This window comes from Kribbella sp. NPDC049227 (assembly GCF_043197265.1).
Classification (GTDB): domain Bacteria; phylum Actinomycetota; class Actinomycetes; order Propionibacteriales; family Kribbellaceae; genus Kribbella.
The window spans coordinates 477,419-499,626 of record NZ_JBICST010000001.1 but is presented as its reverse complement, the minus strand read 5'-3'; the positions used below and the strand labels follow the sequence as shown (position 1 = coordinate 499,626).

General features: G+C 69.3%; 20 protein-coding genes and 1 pseudogene. 11 read left to right on the top strand and 10 right to left on the bottom strand.

Translation table 11 applies throughout. The features are described 5' to 3' along the window. The first annotated feature begins 49 nt into the window (after positions 1–49). A complete protein-coding gene (locus ACGFH6_RS02565; RefSeq protein WP_393379853.1) occupies positions 50–517 on the top strand; it encodes a VOC family protein in 468 nt (155 codons plus the stop codon). Positions 518–571: 54 nt separating this feature from the next. Here ACGFH6_RS02565 and ACGFH6_RS02560 read toward each other — a convergent pair whose 3' ends face one another. Continuing rightward, on the bottom strand, positions 572–1,534 hold the full coding sequence (locus ACGFH6_RS02560; RefSeq protein WP_393379851.1) for a hypothetical protein: 963 nt from the start codon (positions 1,532–1,534) through the stop codon (positions 572–574). A 267-nt stretch (positions 1,535–1,801) separates the two neighbouring features. On the opposite strand from ACGFH6_RS02560, the gene ACGFH6_RS02555 reads away from it, so the two are divergent. Then, a complete protein-coding gene (locus ACGFH6_RS02555; RefSeq protein ID WP_393379849.1) occupies positions 1,802–3,040 on the top strand; it encodes an FAD-dependent monooxygenase in 1,239 nt (412 codons plus the stop codon). Here the strand turns inward: ACGFH6_RS02555 and ACGFH6_RS02550 are convergent. The 5 genes from ACGFH6_RS02550 to ACGFH6_RS02530 form a co-directional block, all read right to left on the bottom strand. Next, positions 2,990–3,580, bottom strand: a complete 591-nt coding sequence (locus ACGFH6_RS02550) for a TIGR03086 family metal-binding protein (protein WP_393379848.1) — start codon at positions 3,578–3,580, stop codon at positions 2,990–2,992. The genes ACGFH6_RS02555 and ACGFH6_RS02550 overlap by 51 nt on opposite strands. Positions 3,581–3,697: 117 nt before the next feature. Then, on the bottom strand, positions 3,698–4,312 hold the full coding sequence (locus ACGFH6_RS02545) for an HhH-GPD-type base excision DNA repair protein (RefSeq protein WP_393379847.1): 615 nt from the start codon (positions 4,310–4,312) through the stop codon (positions 3,698–3,700). Between the two features lie 10 nt (positions 4,313–4,322). After that, positions 4,323–6,407, bottom strand: a complete 2,085-nt coding sequence (locus ACGFH6_RS02540) for an iron ABC transporter permease (RefSeq protein ID WP_393381143.1) — start codon at positions 6,405–6,407, stop codon at positions 4,323–4,325. 5 nt (positions 6,408–6,412) lie between these two features. Next, on the bottom strand, positions 6,413–7,384 hold the full coding sequence (locus ACGFH6_RS02535; RefSeq protein ID WP_393379846.1) for an ABC transporter substrate-binding protein: 972 nt from the start codon (positions 7,382–7,384) through the stop codon (positions 6,413–6,415). Positions 7,385–7,396: 12 nt separating this feature from the next. Further along, the gene (locus ACGFH6_RS02530; protein ID WP_393379844.1) at positions 7,397–8,212 is read right to left on the bottom strand and encodes an ABC transporter ATP-binding protein; all 816 of its coding nucleotides are present in this window, start codon (positions 8,210–8,212) and stop codon (positions 7,397–7,399) included. Positions 8,213–8,309: 97 nt separating this feature from the next. On the opposite strand from ACGFH6_RS02530, the gene ACGFH6_RS02525 reads away from it, so the two are divergent. Further along, entirely contained in the window at positions 8,310–9,245 is a 936-nt protein-coding gene (locus ACGFH6_RS02525) for a TetR/AcrR family transcriptional regulator C-terminal domain-containing protein (RefSeq protein WP_393379843.1), read from the top strand. Between the two features lie 35 nt (positions 9,246–9,280). After that, entirely contained in the window at positions 9,281–10,156 is an 876-nt protein-coding gene (locus ACGFH6_RS02520; protein WP_393379841.1) for a hypothetical protein, read from the top strand. On the opposite strand, the gene ACGFH6_RS02515 is transcribed toward ACGFH6_RS02520, so the two are convergent. Continuing rightward, complete coding sequence (locus ACGFH6_RS02515; protein ID WP_393379839.1) at positions 10,139–11,089, bottom strand: NAD-dependent epimerase/dehydratase family protein; 951 nt, start codon at positions 11,087–11,089, stop codon at positions 10,139–10,141. The genes ACGFH6_RS02520 and ACGFH6_RS02515 overlap by 18 nt on opposite strands. 135 nt (positions 11,090–11,224) lie before the next feature. Here ACGFH6_RS02515 and ACGFH6_RS02510 point away from each other — a divergent pair, with 135 nt between their 5' ends. Both ACGFH6_RS02510 and ACGFH6_RS02505 read left to right on the top strand, forming a co-directional pair. Further along, on the top strand, positions 11,225–11,899 hold the full coding sequence (locus ACGFH6_RS02510; protein ID WP_393379838.1) for an SDR family oxidoreductase: 675 nt from the start codon (positions 11,225–11,227) through the stop codon (positions 11,897–11,899). Between the two features lie 129 nt (positions 11,900–12,028). Further along, entirely contained in the window at positions 12,029–13,474 is a 1,446-nt protein-coding gene (locus ACGFH6_RS02505) for an LCP family protein (RefSeq protein ID WP_393379836.1), read from the top strand. Between the two features lie 5 nt (positions 13,475–13,479). On the opposite strand, the gene ACGFH6_RS02500 is transcribed toward ACGFH6_RS02505, so the two are convergent. After that, entirely contained in the window at positions 13,480–13,890 is a 411-nt protein-coding gene (locus tag ACGFH6_RS02500; protein ID WP_393379835.1) for an SgcJ/EcaC family oxidoreductase, read from the bottom strand. Between the two features lie 127 nt (positions 13,891–14,017). On the opposite strand from ACGFH6_RS02500, the gene ACGFH6_RS02495 reads away from it, so the two are divergent. Both ACGFH6_RS02495 and ACGFH6_RS02490 read left to right on the top strand, forming a co-directional pair. Beyond that, complete coding sequence (locus ACGFH6_RS02495) at positions 14,018–14,395, top strand: YciI family protein (protein WP_393379833.1); 378 nt, start codon at positions 14,018–14,020, stop codon at positions 14,393–14,395. Positions 14,396–14,467: 72 nt separating this feature from the next. Next, positions 14,468–15,724 carry an RNA polymerase sigma factor gene (locus ACGFH6_RS02490; RefSeq protein WP_393379832.1) on the top strand — a complete coding sequence of 419 codons (1,257 nt, stop codon included), beginning with the start codon at positions 14,468–14,470 and terminating at the stop codon, positions 15,722–15,724. Positions 15,725–15,759: 35 nt separating this feature from the next. On the opposite strand, the gene ACGFH6_RS02485 is transcribed toward ACGFH6_RS02490, so the two are convergent. Then, the gene (locus ACGFH6_RS02485) at positions 15,760–19,395 is read right to left on the bottom strand and encodes a GH116 family glycosyl hydrolase (RefSeq protein ID WP_393379831.1); all 3,636 of its coding nucleotides are present in this window, start codon (positions 19,393–19,395) and stop codon (positions 15,760–15,762) included. A 218-nt stretch (positions 19,396–19,613) separates the two neighbouring features. Here ACGFH6_RS02485 and ACGFH6_RS02480 point away from each other — a divergent pair, with 218 nt between their 5' ends. From ACGFH6_RS02480 to ACGFH6_RS02470, 3 genes and pseudogenes are all read left to right on the top strand, one after another. Continuing rightward, positions 19,614–20,387 carry an alpha/beta fold hydrolase gene (locus ACGFH6_RS02480; RefSeq protein WP_393379829.1) on the top strand — a complete coding sequence of 258 codons (774 nt, stop codon included), beginning with the start codon at positions 19,614–19,616 and terminating at the stop codon, positions 20,385–20,387. Beyond that, positions 20,384–20,548 (top strand): hypothetical protein, encoded by a 165-nt coding sequence (locus ACGFH6_RS02475; protein ID WP_393379827.1) that lies wholly within the window; start codon positions 20,384–20,386, stop codon positions 20,546–20,548. Before ACGFH6_RS02480 ends, ACGFH6_RS02475 begins: the two co-directional genes overlap by 4 nt. 15 nt (positions 20,549–20,563) lie before the next feature. Beyond that, positions 20,564–21,172, top strand: a pseudogene (locus tag ACGFH6_RS02470) (alpha/beta fold hydrolase); the annotation flags it as partial. A 42-nt stretch (positions 21,173–21,214) separates the two neighbouring features. On the opposite strand, the gene ACGFH6_RS02465 reads toward ACGFH6_RS02470, so the two are convergent. Next, the gene (locus ACGFH6_RS02465; RefSeq protein WP_393379826.1) at positions 21,215–21,841 is read right to left on the bottom strand and encodes a superoxide dismutase; all 627 of its coding nucleotides are present in this window, start codon (positions 21,839–21,841) and stop codon (positions 21,215–21,217) included. Between the last annotated feature and the right edge of the window lie 367 nt (positions 21,842–22,208).

The window sequence follows — 22,208 nt, the reverse complement described above, 5'->3', positions numbered from 1 at the left end:
CGGGCACCGTCAGGCCGCATTCTCTCGGTGACGAGTGGGAGGGAGCGTGATGGAGATCGAGGGGATCCGGCAGGTCAAGGTGCCGGTGTCCGACCTGCAGCGCAGCGTGGACTGGTACCGGAAGGCGTTCGGGCTGCGTCTGGGGTGGGAGTTCGTGGAGGACGGCGAGGTGGCCGGGGCAGTGCTGACCGACGAGGGCTCCACGTTCCTGATCGGTTTGCGGCGGCGCGATGTGGTGCCGGGTGAGCCGGCGTTCGTGGGATTCGACCTGTTCAGCCTCAGCGTCGGTTCGGTCGAGGCGCTCGAGGCGCTGGCGAAGCGGCTCGACGATCTGGGGATCGCACACGACCCGCCGTTCGATCGCGGACCGGGCGGCGGCGTACACCTCGACGTACCCGATCCCGACGGCACGGTGGTCCGCATCCTCACGCCGTTCGGCGAGCCCGCACAGTTCAGTGGAGTCGAGTTCCACCCCGACGGTCCACCGACCTTCTACGAGACTCCTCGCCTCACCTAGTGCCACGGCGGCCGGGCACCGAGTGGTGTCCGGCCGCCGGTGTGGGGTGCACTGTCAGAGACAGCGTGCGGCCTTCTTGCCGTCGGGGGCGATGGCGAACCAGAGGTTGCCGACGCCGTAGCCGGCTGTCTGGCCGAGCTTCTTGTCCTTGTGGAAGTAGTACAGCGGCCAGCCGTTCAGGGTGACCTGCTTGCCTTCCGGGCGATCGATCGTGCCGACCGACGCCTTGTTGATCTTCGAGCTCAGGACCTTGATGCCCTTCTTGCCCGCCAGCACCGGCTCCCACTTCTTCGTGCACTCACCCGTGCAGCTCGTCCGCGCCGGGTTGTTGGAGTCGTTGTCGAAGCGGTAGATCGTGCGTCCGGCCTCGTTGGTGACGAACGGCATGAACCCGTCGACCACGTTGACCGTCAAGGTCTGCACATCTTTGCGCACCGGCGTGGTGGTCTCGGTCGGTTTCGTCGACTTCGCCTTGCCGCCCTCGGGGTTGACCGCGAACCAGAGTCCGCGCAGACCCTGACCGGCGAGTTCGCCGAGCTCGAGGTCGCTCTTGAAGTAGTACAGCGGCCAGCCCTTCAGCGTGACCTGCTGGCCTTCCGGGCGGTCGATCGTACTGAGGAGGCGCTCGTCGATGCCGCCGCCTTCGACGACCACACCGGACCCGGCCAGCACTGGCTCCCACAGCTTCAGGCACTCGGCGAGACAGGTGGACTTCGACGGGTTCGCGGAGTCGTTGTCGAACCTGTACACGGTGCGGCCGGTCGCGCTGGTGACGATCGGCGTCAGGCCCGGCACCTGCTGGACCTTCAGCACCTTCTGTTCCTGGTCGCCGTCCTGACTGATGCCTTGGGCACCATTCGCCGGTTTCTGCTGGTTCTGCTGGGGTTCTTGCGTGGGCGCCGTGCTGCCGGCCGGGGGGTTGTCGTCCGTGAACGCGCCGTAGATCGGCGACTCGCAGGCCGACAGCGACACGACGGCAGCAAGGGCGGTCAACGTCGCGGCGAGGTGCTTCTTCATCAGATCCTCCGAACCGTAAGGCGTTTGTTGTCTGTCTGTGTCACGGCGGAACACGTGCGCTCCGCGGGATCGGTTCAACACCAGCCGAAAAAACTTGAGCACCCGCACAGCCAGTTGGTTGCCTGAGGCCCTTATCTTGCTCCGTCGACCGGCGCCGCGGCGCACTAGGGCGCCCCCCTGAGTGCTCTAGTGCGCGCTGGCCCAGGCCGTCCTACCCAGTGCACTGTGTACGGCGTACGCGCACTAGCCAACGAGAGGGTGGACGAGATGACGAAGACTGTGTTGATCTCCGGTGCTGGGATCGCGGGACCGGCACTGGCGTACTGGCTGCGCCGGCAGGGGTTCACGCCGGCGATCGTGGAGGTGGCGCCCGGTCCGCGGCCCGGCGGGCAGACCGTGGACCTTCGCGGGATCTCCAAACTCGTCGCCGAGCGGATGGGCCTGATGCCACAGATCGCAGCGCGGCAGCTGCACGAACGCGGTCTCGAATACGTCCGGGCCAGTGGGCGCACGGCGGCGGCGATGCCGGCCGAACTGCTCGACGGCGCCGGACCCGTCGCCGAGATAGAGATCCTCCGCGGCGACCTGGCCCAGATCCTGCATGACGCGACCACCGACGACGTCGAGTACCTGTACGGCGACTCGATCGCGGCGCTCGACGAGGACGCGACCGGCGTACTCGTTACCTTCACGAGTGGGACGCGGCGACGGTTCGATCTGGTCGTCGGGGCTGACGGGGTGCACTCCCGAGTCCGCCGGCTCGCGTTCGGGCCCGAGAAGCAGTTCGTGCAGCACCTCGGCGGCTACACGTCGTACTTCACCGTCGAGGCGCCGGAGCCGCTCAACCATTGGATGAAGATCTACTCCGCACCCGGCGGGCGCTGGGTCGGACTGAGGCCCGACCACGACCCGGGCGTCGCGAAGGCGCTGCTGAGCTTCCGTTCGCCGGTGATCAGCTACGACCGACGGGACATCGACGCGCAGAAGGTTCTGCTGGCGGAGCGGTTCGCGGGTCTCGGCTGGCACACCGAGCGCATCCTGGCCGGACTGCGGGACGCGGACGACTTCTACTTCGACAGCACCAGCCGGGTCGTCGTACCGAGATGGTCACGCGGCCGGGTGGTTCTCGTCGGCGACGCCGGGTACTGCGGCTCGCCCCTCGCCGGGCACGGGACCGCGCTGTCACTCGTCGGCGCGTACGTCCTGGCCGGGGAGCTGGCCGTCGCGGACGGAGATCACGCCCGCGCGTTCCCGGCGTACCAGGCCCGGATGCAGGCGTACGTCGACCAGCGGATGGAACTGCCGCCCGGCGGGATCACGATGGCGATGCCGATGACGGCTCTCGGGATCCGCCTGCGGGACACCTCGATCCGGCTGACGATGTCCCGCCTGTTCGCCGGCCTACTGGCCAAGCTGGCAGCCGCCAAGCCCGACGCCATCCAACTGCCCGACTATTCAGTCGAACGGCGAGATCCAGTCCGGATTGCGGCCGAGGAGGCCGAGTAGCTGGTCGAGGTCGGAGGCGTCGCCGGGGACCTTGACGCTGCGTTCGAAGGCGAGGCCCGGGCCGCGGGCGACGTCGGTGTCGGGGATCCGGCGGGCCAGGCCGAGCGCCATCTCGACCATGTCTGGCGGCGGATCGTACGGGACGTCGATGGCACGGGCCAGATCCCAGGCGTGAACGACGCAGTCGAGTTGGTGGAAGGTCAGCGCGATCCGGCGCGGAAACGAGCCGAACTCACGGACCTCCATCAGCCGGTCCAGCGCGCCGCCGTCGGCGAACGCGTCCGCCACCCCGACGTTGGACCGCCGGTACGCACCGGCCGGGTTGTCGCCGAGGCGGCCGCCGTTCCAGGCCTGGACCGGGGCAGAGCCGTTCAGGGCCGCGGCCGCGAAGCCCTCGTTCTCGCTGACGATGTGACGGAGCAGGCCGCGGACGGTCCAGTCCGGGCAGGGCGTCGGGAACCACATGTGCTCCGGGCGGATCTGCATCACCACCTCGCCCAGAACTGCGCCGGCCCGCCGATCCAGATCCCGGATGTCCATCCGTGCTCCTCCCGTTGCCTGCCCAGGCGAGCATAGGCCGGACGAACCTGTTTCGGCAGGGACCTCGTGGGGCGCAAGGGACAACCCGCGTGGCCGGCGGGCGCACCGGCGAGGCGGTCAGCCGGCTTTGGCGGCGGCCTTGGCGGCCTTCTTGAAGGAGCGGACCTCGAGCAGGGACTCGGCGTCGGTGACGTCGGCGATCGAGCGGCGGGCGCCGCGGTCGCCGTACGCGCCGGCCGCCTCGCGCCAGCCCTTGGGCTCGACCCCGCGCTGCTTGCCGAGGAGTGCGAGGAAGATCTTGGCCTTCTGCTCGCCGAAACCGGGCAGTGCCTTCAGCCGCTTGAGCACCTCGGGGCCGTCGGGCTTGGGCCGGCCCGCGGTCCAGATCCCCGCCGTCTCACCGCCGTAGTTGTCGATGATGTGCTGGGCGAGCGCGTGCACCCGCCGGGCCATCGAACCGCCGTACCGGTGGATGGCCGGCGGGGTGACACAGAGTTCGACGAAGGTGTCGAGGTCGGTGGCGGCGATCTTGTGCAGATCGAAACCGTCCATCCGGTCGGCGATCTTCTGCGGGCCGGAGAACGCGTGCTCCATCGGGTACTGCTGGTCCAGGAGCATCCCGGTCAGCAGGGCGAACGGGTCGTCGTTCAGCAGTTTGTCCGCGGCCGGGTTGCCGGTGAGGTGCAGTTCGCGCAGCATGACGCCCATCTTGACATGAACCGCGAGGTCCATCGAGCCCCGATCACCGGGCGGGAGTGCGGGTCCGCCAGAGCAGGTAGACGAAGTACGGCGCTCCGATCAGTGCGGTGAGCAGGCCGGCCGGGATCTGGGCCGGGGCCAGCAGGGTCCGGCCGAGGCTGTCCGCGAGGCTGACCAGGATCGCGCCCAGCAGCGCGGCAACCGGCAGGATCCGGGAGTGCCGTCCGCCGACCAGTGCGCGGGCCGCGTGCGGTGCGACCAGGCCGACGAAACCGACGACTCCGATCGCCGAGACCGCTGCCGCCGTCAGCAGCGCCGCGCACAGCAGCGCCAGCAGCCGGGTCCGCTCCAGCCGTACGCCGAGAATCCGCGGCACGTCGTCGTCCAGCGCGAGCAGGTCGAGTTCGCGCCGTGCATGAACGATCAGCGGGGTGAAGATCAGCAGTGCGATCGCGACCGGTGCCACCTGCGGCAGGGTGCGTCCGTAGGTGCTGCCGGACAGCCAGGTCATCGCGAGGCTGAGGTTCCACGGGTCCGCGGCGACGATCAGCAGGGTGATGATCGCGGTCGCTCCGGAGGAGACGCCGACGCCGATCAGGACCAGCCGGTCCGAACTCAGTCCACCGCGCCACGACACCAGGTAGACCAGCGCGAAGGTGCCGAGCGCCGCGATCGCGGCAATTCCGGACAGCAACCAGATGCTTGCCGACGGCAAGAGGATCAGTGTGGCGATCGCGCCGACGCCGGCGCCGCCGGTGATGCCGAGGATGCCGGGCTCGGCCAGCGGGTTGCGGCACACGGCCTGCACTGTCGTCCCCGCGATGGCGAGGGCCGCTCCGCACAGTACGGCGGACAGGACCCGGGGGAACCGCTGGTCGAGGACGTAGGTGATCGCGCGACCCGAGCGTCCGTTGACCCAGTTGACGACGTCGCCGGTGCGGAGGAAGGCGTCGCCGGTGAGCATGGCGAAGACGACGCCACCGAGCAGCAGGACGACCAGGACGCCCGTCACGACGAGGAAGGTACGCCGGGTGCGCAGCCCCGCACTCGTACCGCCGGGTGACCTGCTCGGACCGGAGTCGCGGTAGCGCCGCGCGAGCCAGACCAGGACGATCGCGCCGACCATCATCGTCATGATGCCGGTCGGGATCTCCACCCCGGCCTGCCCACCGAACGCGGCTCGCAGCGAGACATCCGACGCGAGCACGATCAGTACGCCGGCCAGGCCGGACAGTGGAAGGAGTACGCGATGCCGTAGCAGTCCCGGGACGAGTGGGGCCGCGAGCCGCACGAGGACTGGTGCGACCAGACCGACGAACCCGACCGGTCCGGCGACGGTGACCGCGGCCGCGGACAGCAGCACCGTGACCAGCGTGATCATCACGCGGACCCGTCGTACGTGCACTCCCAACACCGAGGCTGTGTCGTCGCCGAGGGTGAGGATGTCGAGCTTCGAGGCCATCAGCAGTGCGGCGACGATGCCGACAGCAACTACCGGCGCCATCTGGGTGACCGCGTGCAGATCGGTCTGGACCAGCGTGCCCGCGCCCCAGGCGAAGGTGCCGATCGTCTCCTCGCGGTACAGCAGTAGCAACAGTGTGGTCACGCCGGCCAGCGCCATCGCCACCGCCGACCCGGCCAGGATGAGCCGGGTCGGTCCGGACGATCCGCCGGCCGAGAGAGCGAGAACCAGAACAGCAGCCGCCAGCCCGCCGAGGAAGGCGATTCCTCCGGCCGGGAGCACGGGCAACGGAATCCCGAACGCGGCCACCACCACGACCGCCAAGTACGCCCCTGCATTGACCCCCAACGTGTCGGGCGAGGCGAGCGGGTTACGGGCCAGCGACTGCAGACCAGCTCCCGCCACACCGAGAGCCACCCCCACCAGCACCCCGGCCAAGAGCCGGGGGAGGCGGGAGGCGATCAGGACGTTGGAGGCGTCGTCCGTCCCCTGCCCGATCACCAACCGCAGGAGATCCCCGGCGCCGACCGACGAAGTCCCCTGCGTGAGATGTACGCCGGCCAGGACGACGATCGCCATCGCCGCGACCAGGAACACCCCGGCCACCCGAATCCGCCGTACCGGCTGCTGGAGCGCCGCGGCCTGGGCGGCCGGCGCGGCCGTCACCTGGGTCAAGAGGTGACTGCCTGGACGGTGGCGTCGATGAACTGCTGGGTGGACTTGGGGCCGCCGAACATCCAGATGCCGTCGGGCAGGCGGTGCACGTTGCCGCTCTTCACGAACGGGAGGTTCTTCCAGATCGCGTTCCCGGCCAGGTCGCCGCCGAACACGTCACCGCCGTCGTTCTTGTTCGCGATGTACAGGAAGTTGCCGTCCTTGAGCTTCGTCATCCCCTCGAGATCGGTCTGCGCCAGCCCGTAGTCCTTGTCCCCGGTGCCGGTCCAGCCGTTCTTCAGCCCCAGCTCGGTCGCTACAGCGCCGAGCAGCGAGCCGGTGGTGTACATCCGGATCGAGATCGTGCTGCCCTGCTTGTAGCCGTCGGCCATCGTGAAGCCCTCGCCGGCCTTGCCCGCGTCGGCGATCTTCTGCTTGCCGTCGGCCAGCGCCTTGTCGAAGTCGGCGTTCAGCTGCTTGGCCTGCTCGGCCTTGCCGACCGCCGCGCCCACCAGGTCGAGGTTGATCTTCATCTGCGGGATCGCGTTCGCCGCGTCCGCGCCGCGCACCACCAGCACCGGCGCCGCCTTCTCGAGCTGCGCGATCGTGTTCGCCGACTCGTCGGTGGTCGTGATGACCAGGTCGGGGTTGAGCGCGACGATCGCGTCGACGCTGGACTCACCGCGGGTGCCGACGTCCTTGACCGACGGGTCGAGCTTCGCCGCAGTGACCCAGTTCGTGTAGCCCTTGGTGTCGGCGACGCCGACCGGCATCACGCCGAGGGTGACCAGGTTCTCGACCACACCCCACTCCAGCCCGACCACCTTGGTGGCCGGCGCCTTGAGGTCGATCTTCTTGTTGCGCGCGTCGGTGACGGAGACCGGCTGGGCGGCGGCGTTGCTGGTGTCGTCGGAGGCCGCCGGTTCGCTGGTTCCACAGGCTGTCAGCACGAACAGGGCAGCAGCGAGCAGGGCAGTGGTTCTCTTCATGGGGTCCTGACCTCAGATAGTTGGGACGCGGCTCAGGTGCTTGCCGATCGGACGGGTGGTGACCAGGCCGGTGGCCGGGTCGGTGCCGACCTCGATGCGGATGCCGTAGGTGGCAGTCAGCGCATCCGCGTCCAGCACCTCCTCCGGCGTACCGGTCGCACGCACTCGCCCCTGATCGAGCAGTGCGATCCGGTCCGCGACCGCGGCGGCCTGGTTGAGGTCGTGCAGTACGACGCCGACCGCGACACCGTGCTCGTCGGCGAGGTCGCGCATCAGGTCGAGGATCTCGATCTGGTACCGCAGATCGAGGAACGTGGTCGGTTCGTCGAGCAGCAGGACGCCGGTGTCCTGCGCGAGACAGGTCGCGAGCCAGACGCGCTGCAGTTCGCCTCCGGACAGTTCGTCGACCGCCCGGTCGGCCATGGTGGTCACGCCGGTGACCTCCATCGCGTGGTCGATCGCGCGATGGCCGTCCGGGTCTTCGCTGCGCCACCGCCCGCGGTGCGGATGACGCCCGTACCCGACCACGTCGCGGACACTCACACCGTTGGGAGTCGGCCGCGACTGGGACAGCAGCGTGACCTTGCGAGCGAACTCCTTCGCCGACAGGGCCAGTGCGTTGCCGCCGTCGGGGAAGGTGATCCGGCCGCCGTCCGGATGGTGCAGCCGGGCCAGCGCGCGCAGGAGCGTGGACTTGCCGCTGCCGTTCGGCCCGACCAGGGCGGTCACGCCGGCCGCCTCGATCCGCAACGAGGCGCCGTCGACGACTCGTTTGCCGTGATATCCGAGCCGCAGTTCGTCGCCCGCCAGTCCCACCGTCTCCCGCATGGCGGAGAGGATAGCCTTACCTAACCTGACATGTCAGCCTCCAGTCCAGGCCTGGCTAGTGCGCGTACGATGTACACGCTCTAGCTCAGGGGGTTCGATGGACGAAGCGCCGTACCTGCGGATCGCGGCCGAGATCAGGCGCCGGATCGAGGCGGGCGAGCTGCTGCCGGAGGAGCGGGCGCCGTCGACCCGGGCCGTGGTCCGGGAGTTCGGTGTCGCGATGGCGACCGCGACCAAGGCATTGCAGGTGCTCCAGCAGGAACGCCTCGTCCACGTTCGGCCTGGCGTTGGTACGGTCGTCGGCCCTCCTCGGCCCGTCCGTCGTCAGGATCGGGCCGCGCAGCCTGCTGTCGCCGATCGGCCGGTGCTGGATCTGAATCGCGACGAGGTCGTGCGCATGGGGATCGCGATCGCGGACGCCGAAGGGCTGGCGGCGCTGTCGATGCGGCGGATCGCGGCCGAGCTCGGGGTGTCGACGATGGCGCTCTATCGGTACGTCGGCGGCAAGGACGCGCTGGTGTTGCAGATGGTCGACACCGCGATGGCGGAGTTCCCGCTCCCGACGGAGCCGCCGGCGAACTGGCGGGACGGGATCGCCGTTGCGGCGCGGCTGCAGTGGGCGGCGTACCGGCGGCATCTCTGGCTGGCGAGTGCGATCAGTCTCGGCCGGCCCCAGTTGGTGCCGAACCTGCTCCCGCACACCGATGCCGTCCTGCGGGCTGTGAGCGGCTTCGGAGTGGACAAGAGCAACGCGCTGTACGCCGCGATCAGTGTGTTCGCGTTCGTCCGTGGTGTCGCGCTGGCGATGGAGACCGAGGCGTACGCCGAACAGGACACCGGGCTGACCGCGGACGAGTGGGCCGACCGGCAGGGCGACCAACTGGCCGCACTGATCAGCGCGGGGAACCTGACCGCGTTCCGCGAGCTGCTCGCGGACGACTTCGAGTTCGACTACGACCTGGACCGGCTGTTCGAGTTCGGTCTCGACCTCGTCCTGGACGGTCTGGAAAAGACTCTCACCCGGCTACGCTGAGTGCCTACAGTGTTCAGGTCTGCGGGAGGTGGCCGGTGGAGCCTGTGTTCGCGCCCGACGTGCCCGAGGGCGTACGGCGTCTGTACGAGCACCGGCCCGAGCTGTTCGTCCCGGCCGACGCACCGCGCCCGAAGCGGCAGACGTCCTGGTCGGTTGCGCCCGGCAACACCTTCGGCACGCTGCTGGTCTGGATCGCGGTCTGCGTCGGCGGCTGGATCCTCGCGCTGATCTTCATGGCCGGCTTCCTGCCGACGGCGGTGGCGGCGTGGGGCGCGGTCGCGCTGGCCGGGGTCGCCGTACTCGCGACCGGTGGTGTCTTCGTGAAGTCGGCGGTGGAGGATCGCGGGCACAAGGCGGTCCGCCTGCAGCATGGGAAGTACCTGCTGCCGGAGGACTTCGACGAGGATGCGGGCCGGTTGCTCGGCCGGGCGCAGGGTGCGGTCAAAACGGTGCTTGAGGCAACGGTTACGCGGCGCGGGTTGCTCGATGACGTGAAGAACGAACTGGTGTTGCCGGAGCAGCTGTGGGATATCGCCCAGGTGTTGCGTGAGCAGACCGTGCTGCGCGCTCGGCAGCGTGAGGTGGCCCGGGGGATGGCGACAGCCGAGCTGGAGGCCGTGCTCGGGCCGCAGCGTCGGGCGCTCGCGTTGTCGGTCGAGGCGATCAGGCACAAGGTCGATCTGCTGGACCGGTACGCCGACCGTGTCCGCTCGGCCGACGCCGCACTCCGCGCGGAGGCCGCCCTGGAGGACGGCGACCGCTACATCGAACTCCTGGCCCGCACCGAACCAGCCGGCGACACCTCGGTTGTCCAAGGCTTCGCCGACGAAGCCACCGCCCTGAAAGACACCCTCACCCGTTCCATCAACGCGGCTCGCGACGCAGGCCGGACGCTAGCTCTGCCGGAGTAGGCGGGCTTCTTCTTCGGGGGAGAGGTCGAAGTTGAGGGGTGGTTCGCCGCGGTCGTGGTCCCAGGTGAGGAGATCTTCGACTGTTTTGCGCAGGGGAGTTACGGGGAGGCCGGCGGCGCGAGACTTGGACTGGTCGCGTTGGCGGGACGGCCACTCGGCCTCGGGCTCCATCAGGGGGAAACGCTCAGGTACGGCGTTGGCCGGGATCTGTACCAGGTCGACCGAGGTGCCGGCGACAGCGGCCGCGGTTTCGATCAGTTCGCCGATCGTGCTGTCCGGGCCGATCCCGTTGAACGCTTCAGACCGTTCGTCGACGATCAGTTGCACCACGAGCCGCCCGAGATCCCGGCTGTCGATCAGCTGCAGCGGCTGCTCCGGCCGCGTCGGCAACGCGACCCGGCCGCCCCGCGCACCCCGTCGTACCCAGTACAGGGGCGTGTCCGAGTAGTCGCCAGGACCCGTGACCTTCCCCGGCCGGACGATCGTCGCGCGCTCGCCGTACCGCTCGAGCACGTCGTCCTCACAGGCCACCTTGCACGGGCCGTACGTGTCGTTCGTGAGTACGTCGGCCGTCCGCAGGGGTGCCCGGCGCGGCGCGTCCTCGGTGGTCCCCGGCGGCAGATCGCGCACATAGACCGCATGGCTGGAGACGAACACGTACCGCCCGACCCGGTCGCCCAGCACGTCCATCGCCTCGTCGACCTGCTTGCTCCGGAAGGCGCTGAGATCGACGACCGCATCCCACTCGCCGGTCCGCAGCGCCTCGTAGTCGCCGGAGTCCCGATCCCCGACCAGTTGTGTCACCTCCGGCGGCAGCTCGGTGGTCCCGCTCTTGCCTCGACTGAAGGACGCCACCTCGGCGCCGTGCCGCAGCGCGTCCATGAGGATCGCGCGCCCGACAAACCCGTTCCCGCCCAGCATCAGAATCCGCACAACCGACGACCGTAGACCCTGCTGTCTGTCCCGCGCACCCGATTAAGCTCGGCGCATGAACGAGCGCAGCGAGTTCATCATCAAGCACAGCCCATTTCGCGCCTCATCGGCGCCCGGAGCGAAGCGAGGACGTCGATGAGCCGGACGGTGGTGGTTGCCGGAGGCACCGGTGCGCTCGGGGCCGCGGTGACGGCGGAGTTCCTGCGGTCCGGCTGGCGGGTCGTCGTACCGGGCCGGACCGAGGAGTCACTGGCCCGGCTCGGGACACATCCGGCGCTCAACCCGGTGCTCGCCGACCCGTTCGACCCGGCCGGTACGGCGGACGTCGTCGCGCTGGCCACCTCGGACGAGGCCGCGCCACTGACCGCGCTGGTGAACCTGGTCGGTGGCTTCGCGTCCGGAGCGCGGGTGCACGAGACCCCGATCGACGACTTCGAGGATCAACTCCGGCTCAACCTGCGACCGACGTACCTGATCACTCAGGCGGTGCTGCCGCACCTGCTCGCCGCCGGCGGGGGAGCGATCGTGTGTACGGCGAGCGGTGCGGCGCTGCGGCCGTTCTCCGGGGCGGCCGGGTACATCACCGCGAAGGCCGGCGTGCTCGCGTTCGCCGACGCCCTGCACGCGGAGTACGCGCACGACGGCATTCGGGTGAACACGATCATCCCCGCGACCATCGACACCCCCGCCAACCGCGCCGCGATGCCGAAGGCCGACCCGGGCAAGTGGAGCCCGCCGGCTCAGGTCGCCGTGGTCGTCCGGACGCTCGTCGAGACCGAAGGATTCGCCGGCGGACATCTCCCCGTATGACAACCGTTCGACCCTGTAACACGTCTGAAGAGGTGCAGGTGCGGGACTTGACGCACACTGGACCTGGGGACGGCGAACAGGGGAGCCATGGGGACGAGTTCGCGCCCGGTAGGGACTCGGCCACGATCAGTGCCGAACCTCCTGGGCCTGACGCTACTGGGCGCCCTGTTGCCCGGGACCGGACTGATCGCCGGCGGGCGCCGAGTCATCGGCGCGCTCGTTCTCACCCTCACCCTCGGGCTGATCGGACTCGGCGTGTACGTCGGTCTGACCCGGCGCGAGGAGGTGCTCGCGGCAGCCGTCGTACCGCGCTGGCTGCTGGCGACGGCGGTGGCGATCGCGGCGCTGGGGTTCGGTTGGATCGTGGTGATCGTGGCCTCGCACCGGTCGTTGCGTCCGGCAACCGGTGGTGCCGGCGGCCGTGCGGTCGGCGCGATGTTCGTCGGCGTACTGTGTTTCGCGATCGCGGCTCCGGCGGCGCTCGGCGTACAGAGTGTGCTGGCGCAGCGGACCCTGGTGGAGGGCGTGTTCGTCGCGCAGGAGGAGAGCAAGAGCGCGACCCGGCCGTCGATCGCCGATGTCAAGGACCCGTGGGAAGACAAGCCGCGGCTCAACCTGCTGCTGCTCGGTGGTGACGACGAGCCGGGCCGGCCGGGCATCCGGACCGACACGGTGATCGTGGCAAGCATCGACACCAGGACCGGCAACACCGCGTTGATCTCGATGCCGCGGCAGCTGACCTTCATGCCCTTCCCGAAGGACTCGCCGCTGCACAGGTTCTACCCCGACGGCTTCGGCAAGGAAGGGCTGAGTCTCGAGGGCCGGCTGGAGTGGATGCTGACCGCGATGTACCAGAACATCCCGGACGCGCACCCCGGTATTCTCGGCCCGTCGGACAACGAGGGGGCCGACGTACTCAAGCAGTCCGTCGGCGAGGCGACCGGGCTGAAGCTCGACTATTACCTGCAGGTGAACCTGACCGGCTTCCCGGAGCTGGTTGACGCACTCGGCGGGATCACGGTCAACGTCAACGAGCGCGTCGCGATGGGCGGGATCAGCAGTGCGCACATCCCGCCGAAGAACTGGATCGAGCCGGGACCGCGCCAGCATCTCGACGGCCGGCACGCGCTCTGGTTCGCCCGCGGGCGGTACGGCGCGGACGACGACCAGCGGCAGATCCGGCAGCGCTGCACGATCAACGCCATGGTCGACGCGGCCGACCCAGCCACATTGGCCACGAAGTACAAGGCGATCGCCACGGCCGGGCAGCACCTGCTCCGCACCGACATCCCGCAGGAGCTCCTGCCCGCGTTGGTCCAGCTCGCGCTCAGGGTGAAATCGGGGACGGTCTCGAACGTGAACCTCGACGTGTCGAAGCTGCGGATGAAGTACCTGCACCCGGACTACGACGGGATGCGCGAGGCGATCGCGAAGGCCCTCGAGGAGCCGGCCGACCCGCCGAGTACCCCGCCGACGACCCGCAAGCCCTCGGGCAAGACCACGAACCCGCCGGGCCCGACGCAGAACCTCGCCGACGCCTGCGCGTACCAGCCCAACGGCGACCAGCCGAACTGATCCGCCTACTGGATCGGGGTGGTCTGGGCCAGGGCGAGCCGCCAGCCTGCGGCCGTGCGCAGCGCGACGTACGTCAGTGCGCCTGTTGCTGGGAGGGCGCCGGGCTCGGCGTCCGGCCGGTTGTCGTGCACCGTCTTGAGGCAGCTCACGAGTACGGCGTCCGCGGTCAAGGCCCGGATGTCGAGGATGTCCACACTCGTCTGGACGTCCTTGAGCGCGGAACCGAGAGCCGCGCTCATCGCCTGAGCGAACGCCTCCCGCCCGAACAGCCGGCGCCCGGCGATGTTGACGATCACCATCTCGTCGGTGTGCAGGTCGGGCAGCACCACCGCGTCCGACTGCGCTCGATCGGCCCGCGCCACCAGATCACGGATCTCTCGCTCGTCCGTGCTCGTCAGTTCCGTCGTCGAAGTCATGAACAGGAGTCTGCTACCTCAACCAATCTTGAGGTCAAGAAATTCTGCTCTCGGCGTGTGTCGATCTGGTGGTGGGCCGCTCGACGTGAGAGTAAGTGATCGACCGAGACGACGAGGAGCGGCAGCGATGCGCTACATGATCATCAACAAGGCAGACGCCGAGACCGAGGCCGGGAAGTTTCCGCCGCCGGAGGTGGCCGAGGCGGTCGGCAAGGTGGTGGAGGACCTGTCCAAGGCGGGTGTCCTGCTGTTCGCGGAGGGTGTGCACCGCAGTTCGCTCGGCGCCCGGGTGAAGGTGGACGACGGCAAGCGCACGGTCACCGACGGCCCGTTCGCCGAGACCAAGGAGCTCGTCGGCGGCGTCATCGTCGTGGAGGTCCGCAGCCGCGACGAGGCGGTCGAGTGGGCCGCCCGCCTGGCCGAGGCCCTCGGCAGCGAGGTCGAGGTCCGCCGCGTGGTGGAGGAATCCGACTTCGGCCCGGACTCCGACGTCTTCCAGAACTGATCGCCGGCCCACCCCCTCCCGGCCGGGAGGGGGTGGGTTGCCGTTGGCCTGTCGGTGTTGTTCTATCGGCGGGTGACGGTTACCGAGGCGCGCGGGGCGGTTGACGCCGTATGGCGGATCGAGTCGGCGCGGATCATCGCGGGTGTTGCCCGGATCGTGCGGGACGTCGGACTGGCCGAGGAGCTGGCCCAGGACGCGCTCGTAGCGGCGCTGGAGCAGTGGCCGGAGTCCGGCGTACCGAACAACCCGGGTGCCTGGCTGATGGCGATCGCCAAGCGTCGCGCGATCGACCTGATCCGGCGCAAGGAGACGTACCAGCGCAAGTTGGCCGAGATGGGCCACGAGCTGGAGATCGACGGCGAGAGTGTCGAGGACGACGTGGAAGCGATTCTCGAGGACCACATCGAGGACGACCTGCTCCGGCTGGTGTTCACCGCCTGCCACCCGGTGCTGACCACGGACGCCCGGGTGACGCTCACGCTGAAGCTGCTCGGCGGCCTGAAGACCGATGAAATCGCACGCGCGTTCCTGGCCCCGGAGGCGACGATCGCCCAGCGGATCGTCCGGGCCAAGCGCAACCTCGCCAAGGCGGGTGTCGAGTTCGAGGTGCCGGCCGGCGAGGACCTGTTCGAGCGGCTGTCGAGCGTGCTCGAGGTCGTCTACCTGATCTACAACGAGGGGTACTCCGCGACCGCCGGCGACGACTGGATGCGGCCGGCTCTGTGCAACGAGGCGATGCGGCTCGGCCGGCTGCTGGTGGGGCTGATGCCCGACGAGCCCGAAGTACTCGGTCTGCTCGCCCTGATGGAGCTGCAGGCCTCCCGCGCGAACGCACGGATCGGTCCCGAGGGCGAGCCGGTCCTGCTGCTCGACCAGGACCGCCGCCGGTGGGACCGGCTGCTGATCCGCAGGGGCCTGGAAGGTCTCGACCGCGCGTGGGCCCTGGAGAAACCGCCCGGTGCGTATCTTCTCCAGGCGGCCATCGCCGCCTGCCACGCCCGCGCCGCCGACCCGGAGGACACCGACTGGGCCCGCATCGCCGGCCTGTACGCCGTACTCGCGCAAGTCACCCCGTCACCGGTGGTCGAGCTCAACCAGGCGGTGGCGATCTCGATGGCGTTCGGCCCGGAGCGCGGTCTGGCGGCTGTGGACGCGCTCGCCGATGAGCCGTCGCTGAAGGACTACCACCTGCTGCCGAGCGTCCGCGGCGACCTGCTGTTCAAGCTCGGCCGGCTCGACGAGGCCCGCGCCGAGTTCGAGAAGGCCGCCGCCCTCACCCGCAACGAACGCGAACGCACCCTCCTCCTCGAACGCGCCGCCGCCTGCTGACAGACAGTGTGGCGTCCAGCCGCACGTCAGTCGTGTCACTCCGCGGTGAGGGTGATGGTGAGGGGCTTGCCAGGGGTGACCATCGTCGGCCGGGTGAGCGTGACGACGGTGCGGGTGCCGGTGGTGGTGAGGGTGGCTGGGTGGGGCTTGCCGTTGAGCTTGACGGCTACGGAGGTGGCTGGAGTAGCGGTTTCGAAGGAGAGGGTGTTCAGCCGGAGGCGACCGTGACGGATGTCGAGGCCGGCTGTCTGGGTGCCGGTCCCGCGGGTCTGGCTGTAGCGGCCCCAGCCCTCGGCGGCGGTGAAGGCACAGGCGAAGTCCTCAGGGGTCAGCCGCGGCGCGAACCCGAGATGCCCGCGTGGACCGTGGTACTCGTACCCGCACGCGGCCAGATAGGTGCCGAAGCTCATCATCGCCCGCGCGTAGTGGTCGCTCGCCTCGATCTCGTTGTAGGGGTTGCGTTTCTCGCCGTGGTAGCGGTCGTACACGGCCCGTGTCACCGCGAGCCCCTCGGCCGCCATCCCCTCGGCGAACAGGTGGGCCGCGAACTGGTGCTCCTGCCCGGTCCAGACCTCGTTGAAGTACGGGTGCCCGCCGCTCTCCGTGGACCCGCCGTTCGGCCAGGCCACCATCACCGTGCCCGCCTCACCGTCGGTGCTGTAGACGCGACCCGGACCGATCCCCGGCGGCCGGTACGCCGACGGGTTCGGCTGGAAGTTGTTGCGATAGACACTCGTCAGGGCGGTCCGTGCCTTGTCGGCCTCGAACACCCGCGGCAGCCCGAGCTGAGCGGCGTACGTCTCCCCGTACAACTGGTCGATGAACACACCTCGGTTCGTGCTCGGCACCGGGTGCGCCGGGTCGACCTTGTGCACGTAGTACCCGTAGGTCTGGTTCCACAACGGCCCGTTCAGGTACGCCGATCCGCGGTCGGCGATCGTGGTGTACTTCGAGGCCGCGGCGGTGTCGCCCACCTCGGTGGCCATCGCGGCCGCGGCGCGCAGGGCGGCGACGTACAGCCCGCTCAGCCAGGGGATCTCGCCGAACCACTCGGTGTCGAGCGTGTTCCACTGCCCGCCGCGGAAGATGCCGTCCTGGTCCGATCCGTCGCGGGCGGAGACGAGGTAGTCGACCGACACCTTGACCTTCGGCCAGACCCGCGTCAGGAAGGCGGCGTCCGGGCTCATCTGGTGTTCGCGGTAGATGCGCAGGATCGTGCCGCAGTGGCCGTCGGCGAACGACGAGGAGGCGTCCGGCGACTCGCCGCGATTCCCGATCTCGCCGGTCGGCTTGTAGGCGATGCCGAGGTCCACCCGCTCGCGGGTGTCGCGTTCGAGGTCGGGGAACAGCCGCGCGATCGCCTGGGCGTAGTTCCAGACGTGCTCGCAGGTGCCCGAGCAGCAGTACGTTCCTTCCCAGGCGTAGAACCGCCCGTCCTGCCAGCGGTGGCAGGTGCCGGTGGCAAGCGTCGACGCGGTAGCCAGCGTGCGTTCCAGGAACCAGTGCGGCAGCGTCGAGTCGTCGTACCAGGTCCGGACCCATTCGCGTGTCCCGGATTCGAGCCGGTGGATGTGCGTGGCGACGTACTGCGCCACCTGGCGTGCGGAGCCGAAGCGGGTGCTGTAATGCCGCATCAGCGTCGATCCGCCGACCAGGCTGCTGAACAGCCGGCGTTCGGGCGTCGGGAAGAACCAGCCCTGGACGAACCGCACCGTTCGAGATTCACCGGGCCGCAGTGCGACCTTCACGGCGACCGTGCCGACCTGAGTGGCCGCACCGTCGACCTCGGCCGGTCCGTCCGCGGCGTCGAACAACTCGTCCGGGGTCGGCCAGGCCGCGACCGATCGACGGACGACGGCCTTCTTCTCCAGCGTGGCCATCGTGAAGGTGCCGGCGTCGGTGCGATCGGCGACCGGCTGCCGGCGGATCGGGCGGTCGCTGAAGATGATCCGGTCGACGTTCACGTGACCCCAGCCACCGCTGGATCGATCGACGATCTGGAGCTGCGCCGACCGTCCGGCCCAGGGGCCGACCGCCCAGCAGATCGCGTCCAGCGGTTCGATGTCACTACCGTTGGCTGTGGCAACTACTTCGCCGTCGACGAGCAGATTGACCGCGGTGGTGCTCGGGTTGCTGCCGCCGCCGGTCCACACGGTGATGTACGCGCGGTCGATGGTGAAGACCCGGCTGGTCAGCGATCCCTGCGGGCTGTCGTACGAGCCGCTCCGGAAGTCGTACGACGTGACGAAGCGGCTGCCGGAGACGTTCAGCTCAGTGCGGTTGCCGAACGGCCGGCGGAAGTTCTCCGGCGTCTCTGCCACCGTGACCGGACCCGTGCCGAACGCCGTACCGGTGACCGTCCAGCCGGAGTAGTCCGTCCGCTCCCAGTCCTCGAAGACGATGTCGGCGCGGTCGGTGAACGTGATGCTGCCGCAGTTGAGGTGCGCCCACGCGCCAGTCGCCGAGTCGACCAGCTGGATCCGCGCGGTGCGCCCTGCGTACTGACCGACATCGAGCATCCGGCCGACCAACGGCTCGCTGTCGCTGCCGGTCGCGCTGGCCACGACCGCGCCGTCGACCACGACGTTGACGCAGACCTTGCCCGGCTGATTGCCGCCGCCGAGCGCGACCGCGACGTACCGGCGGGTGATCTCGAACGGCGTGCTGGTCAACGTGCCGGTGCGGTCGTCCGGACCGCCGCTCAGCCGGAAGTTGTACGACGTGACGAAACGGCTGCCGGAGATGTTCAGATCACCGAAGCGCTGCATCAGCGCGGGAGTGTCGGCCGGTCGCACCGGTCCGGTCCCGAACGCGTCGCCGGTCGCGGTCCAGCCGTCGTACGTGTCGCTGTCCCACTCCTCGAAGAGGATGTCGTTGTTGTCAGAGGCCGATGGGTCCGCCGCCGACCACTCGATCCCGGACGGGTACGCCGTCGCGCGCTGAGTGGTCGGCTGGCTGCGCCTGCTGTCCAGGCAGACCGGGTTCTCGGAGTACCCGAGCAGTGTTGCGTCGACCGGCTCTGCGGAGGTGTTGTGCAGGGTGAAGGCCATGATCGTGGCCGGCAGCGTCGAGTCGGCCGTCGCCAGCGGGACGAACGGCGAGAACGCCTCGAGCGTCACCTCGACTGGACTGTCCGACGACTTGTAGGCCACCCGGCCGATCGGGTACTGCCCGGTGAACCGGACGTCACCGAAGCCCTTCGCGTCGACGGTCCGGGTCTTGCCGCCGGCGCGCAGTACGAAGCCCTGCCGGAACCGGGTCGCGCCGTCGGCGTCCGCGGACAGCGGTACGGCGTAGTGCGTGCCGGCGAAGTCAGCGCCGCCCAACGGGAAGGTCAGTGCGTTGGAGACGTCCCACGCCCACAGCCTTCCGTCACCGGAGAGGTAGACCTGGCCGGCGCAACCGCCGCCGACCGGCATACCGATCTTCGCCAGCGCGGCACCGGCGTACTCCGTCGGCGTGCCGCGGTCCGTCAGTTCCGCGATCCGTTCCGGGGTGAGCGCGGGCATCCGCGTGACGGCCTGGGCGGTTTGAAGCATCCCGGGCGCCGCCAGCATGCCGACACCGGCCGCGCTGATGGACAGGAAGGTTCGTCGTCCCACCCCGGCGCGCGGGCACGATCCACCGCACGCCGGATTGGAGCATTCGCTGAGGTCGGGCGTGTGGTCCATGGGATCTCCAAGGGGGCGGCCGGGATCTCTTGGATGGCCACCTTAGGCCGTTCAGCCCCGCTGGGAAATCCATTTCACGAGGGAGAAATGCCCGCCCGCCCAACGACGGCCCGATGGACGGGAAGTGATGTAGATCACAGGCGGTCGATCTGTGCCACCGATGTTCGACGCAGTGGTGAGGCCAGCTGAGTGGCCCTCACCGATACAGGAGGAACGTCATGGAGAAGGTCACTTCGGCGGACGGCACCGCCATCGCGTACGACCGGCTCGGCGAAGGACCCGCGGTGGTTCTCGTCTGCGGCGGTTCGGTGGACCGGATGTCGAACGCCTCGCTGGCAGCCCTGCTGGCGCAGAACCACACCGTCTACAACTACGACCGGCGCGGCCGCGGTGATTCCGGCGACGCACCGCAGTACGCGATCGAGCGCGAGTTCGAGGACCTGGACGCGATCTTCGCGGCCGCGGGCGGCTCGGCGCACCTCTACGGGACGTCGTCCGGTGCCGCGCTCGCCCTGCTCGCGACTGCTGCCGGCCGTCCGGTGACCAAGCTCGCGCTGTGGGAGCCGCCGTACATCCTCGAAGGCACGCGGAAGCGGCCGCCCGCCGACACGGCGTCGATCTATCGCGCGTTCGTCGCCGAGGGTCGCCGGGACAAGGCGGCCGAGTACTTCATGGCCGAGGTGGTCGGGCTGCCGGCCGAGTTCGTCGCGATGGCGAAGGAGTCGCCGTGGTGGCCGGCTCAGGAGGCGATCGCGCACACGCTCGCGTACGACGCGACCGTGATGGGCGACTACTCGATCCCGGCCGCGGCGAGCTCGGTGACCGTGCCGACCCGGGTGTTCACCGGCGGAGCGTCGGAGGAATGGATGAAGCAGGGCAACCAGGCTGTGGTGGCAGCGATCCCGAGCGCCACCGCCTGTCTGGTCCCCGATCAGCAGCACAATGTGGACGCGGCCGCCTTGGCCCCCGCGCTGAAGGAGTTCTTCGCATGAGCAGCACAGTGGTCTCCAAGGACGGTACGACGATCGCCTACGACAAGCGTGGAGAGGGGCCTGCCCTGGTCCTGGTCGACGGTGCGCTGTGCGCGCGATCCCAAGGCCCGATGCCCGCGCTGGCCGAGACGCTGGCGTCGAGCTTCACGGTCTACAACTAAAACCGGCGTGGCCGCGGCGACTCCGGCAACGCGGACACCTACGAGGTGGAGCGCGAGATCGAGGACCTGGCCGCGGTGATCGAGGCGGCCGGTGGCTCGGCGTACGTCTATGGCTCGTCGTCCGGGGCGGCGCTCGCGCTGCGGGCCGCGGCGGCTGGGCTGGCGATCGAGAAGGTGGTCGCGTTCGAGCCGCCGTTCGTGGTCGACGACAGCCGCAAGCAGATCCCGGCGACCTGGGTGCAGGACCTCGAGGCCCGCGAGCCGGCCGACGCGGTCCGGTACTTCATGACCACGGTGATCGGCCTGCCCGGCCCGATGGTCACGATGATGAAGCTGATGCCGGCCTGGAAGCACCTGAAGGCGATGGCCCCGACGCTTCCGTACGACGCCCGCGTCGTCGGCGGCAATGTGGCCGGCAAGCCGCTGGACGCGTCCCAGTGGGCGGCGATCGGCGTACCGGCCCTGGTCGTCAACGGCGGCAAGAGCCCGGCCTGGATGAAGACCTCGGTGCGTGCGCTGGCGGACGCCGTACCCGGCGCCGAGCACCGCGAGGTCCCCGGTCAGAACCACCTGATCAAGGCGACCGCGATCGCCCCGGTACTGACCGGGTTCTTCGCGAACTGAGATCCGGGGTCCGGCGAAACCTCGCCGGACCCCGGACTGCGATCAGGCGCCGGCGAGGAGGTTGCCGGCTCCGGCGCGGGCCGCGTCGAAACGGGCCTGCGCGTCGCCCCAGTTCACCACGTTCCACCAGGCCTTGACGTAGTCCGGCTTCACGTTCTTGTACTGCAGGTAGAACGCGTGCTCCCACATGTCCAGCATCACGATCGGGATCTGCCCGGCCGGCAGGTTGCCCTGCTGGTCGTACAGCTGGTGGACGAGCAGCCGCCCGGCCAGCGCGTCCCAGCCGAGAATCGCCCAGCCGGAGCCCTGGATGGTGGTGGCGCTGGCGGTGAAGTGGGACTGGAAGCCGTCGAACGAGCCGAAGTACTCGTCGATCGCCGCGCCCAGCTCGCCGTCCGGCTTGTCGCCACCGTCCGGCGACAGGTTCTTCCAGAAGATCGAGTGGTTCACGTGCCCGCCGAGGTTGAAGGCGAGCGACTTCTCCAGCCCGACGATCGCGCCGAAGTCGCCCTTCTCGCGGGCCGCGGCCAGCTTGTCCAGGGTGTCGTTCAGGCCGTTCACGTAGGTCTGGTGGTGCTTGGAGTGGTGCAGCTCCATGATCTCGCCGGCGATGCTCGGCGCCAGTGCGCCGTAGTCGTAGGGGAGGTCGGGAAGCGTGTACGTGGTCAACTCTGCTCCTTCGTCGGGGCCCGCGAGGGCCGATATCTGCGATGTCCTCTGTCAGCGGCTCAGTGTCTCGTCAGGGAGCGTTCGGCACCTCTAGCGGCGCCCCGGACGCCCGCTGGCGGCGTTGTCGTCGTCGCGCAATGCTCCGCATTGCTCTCCTCCTCCGCCTTGCCAGCGAACGACCGGACCACCGCTAGAGGCACCAACGTTCCCTGACGAGACACAAGCTTGAAACTTCAACCACGGTTGAGGTCAAGGCGCCACGCGGTGAACGGAACCCGCCAGGCACCTCCGACCGGTGCCCGATGCGACCGCGTTCACACCAGCGCACGCACCGGACACCTCCAGCTTCACATACTCCTCCTGACGG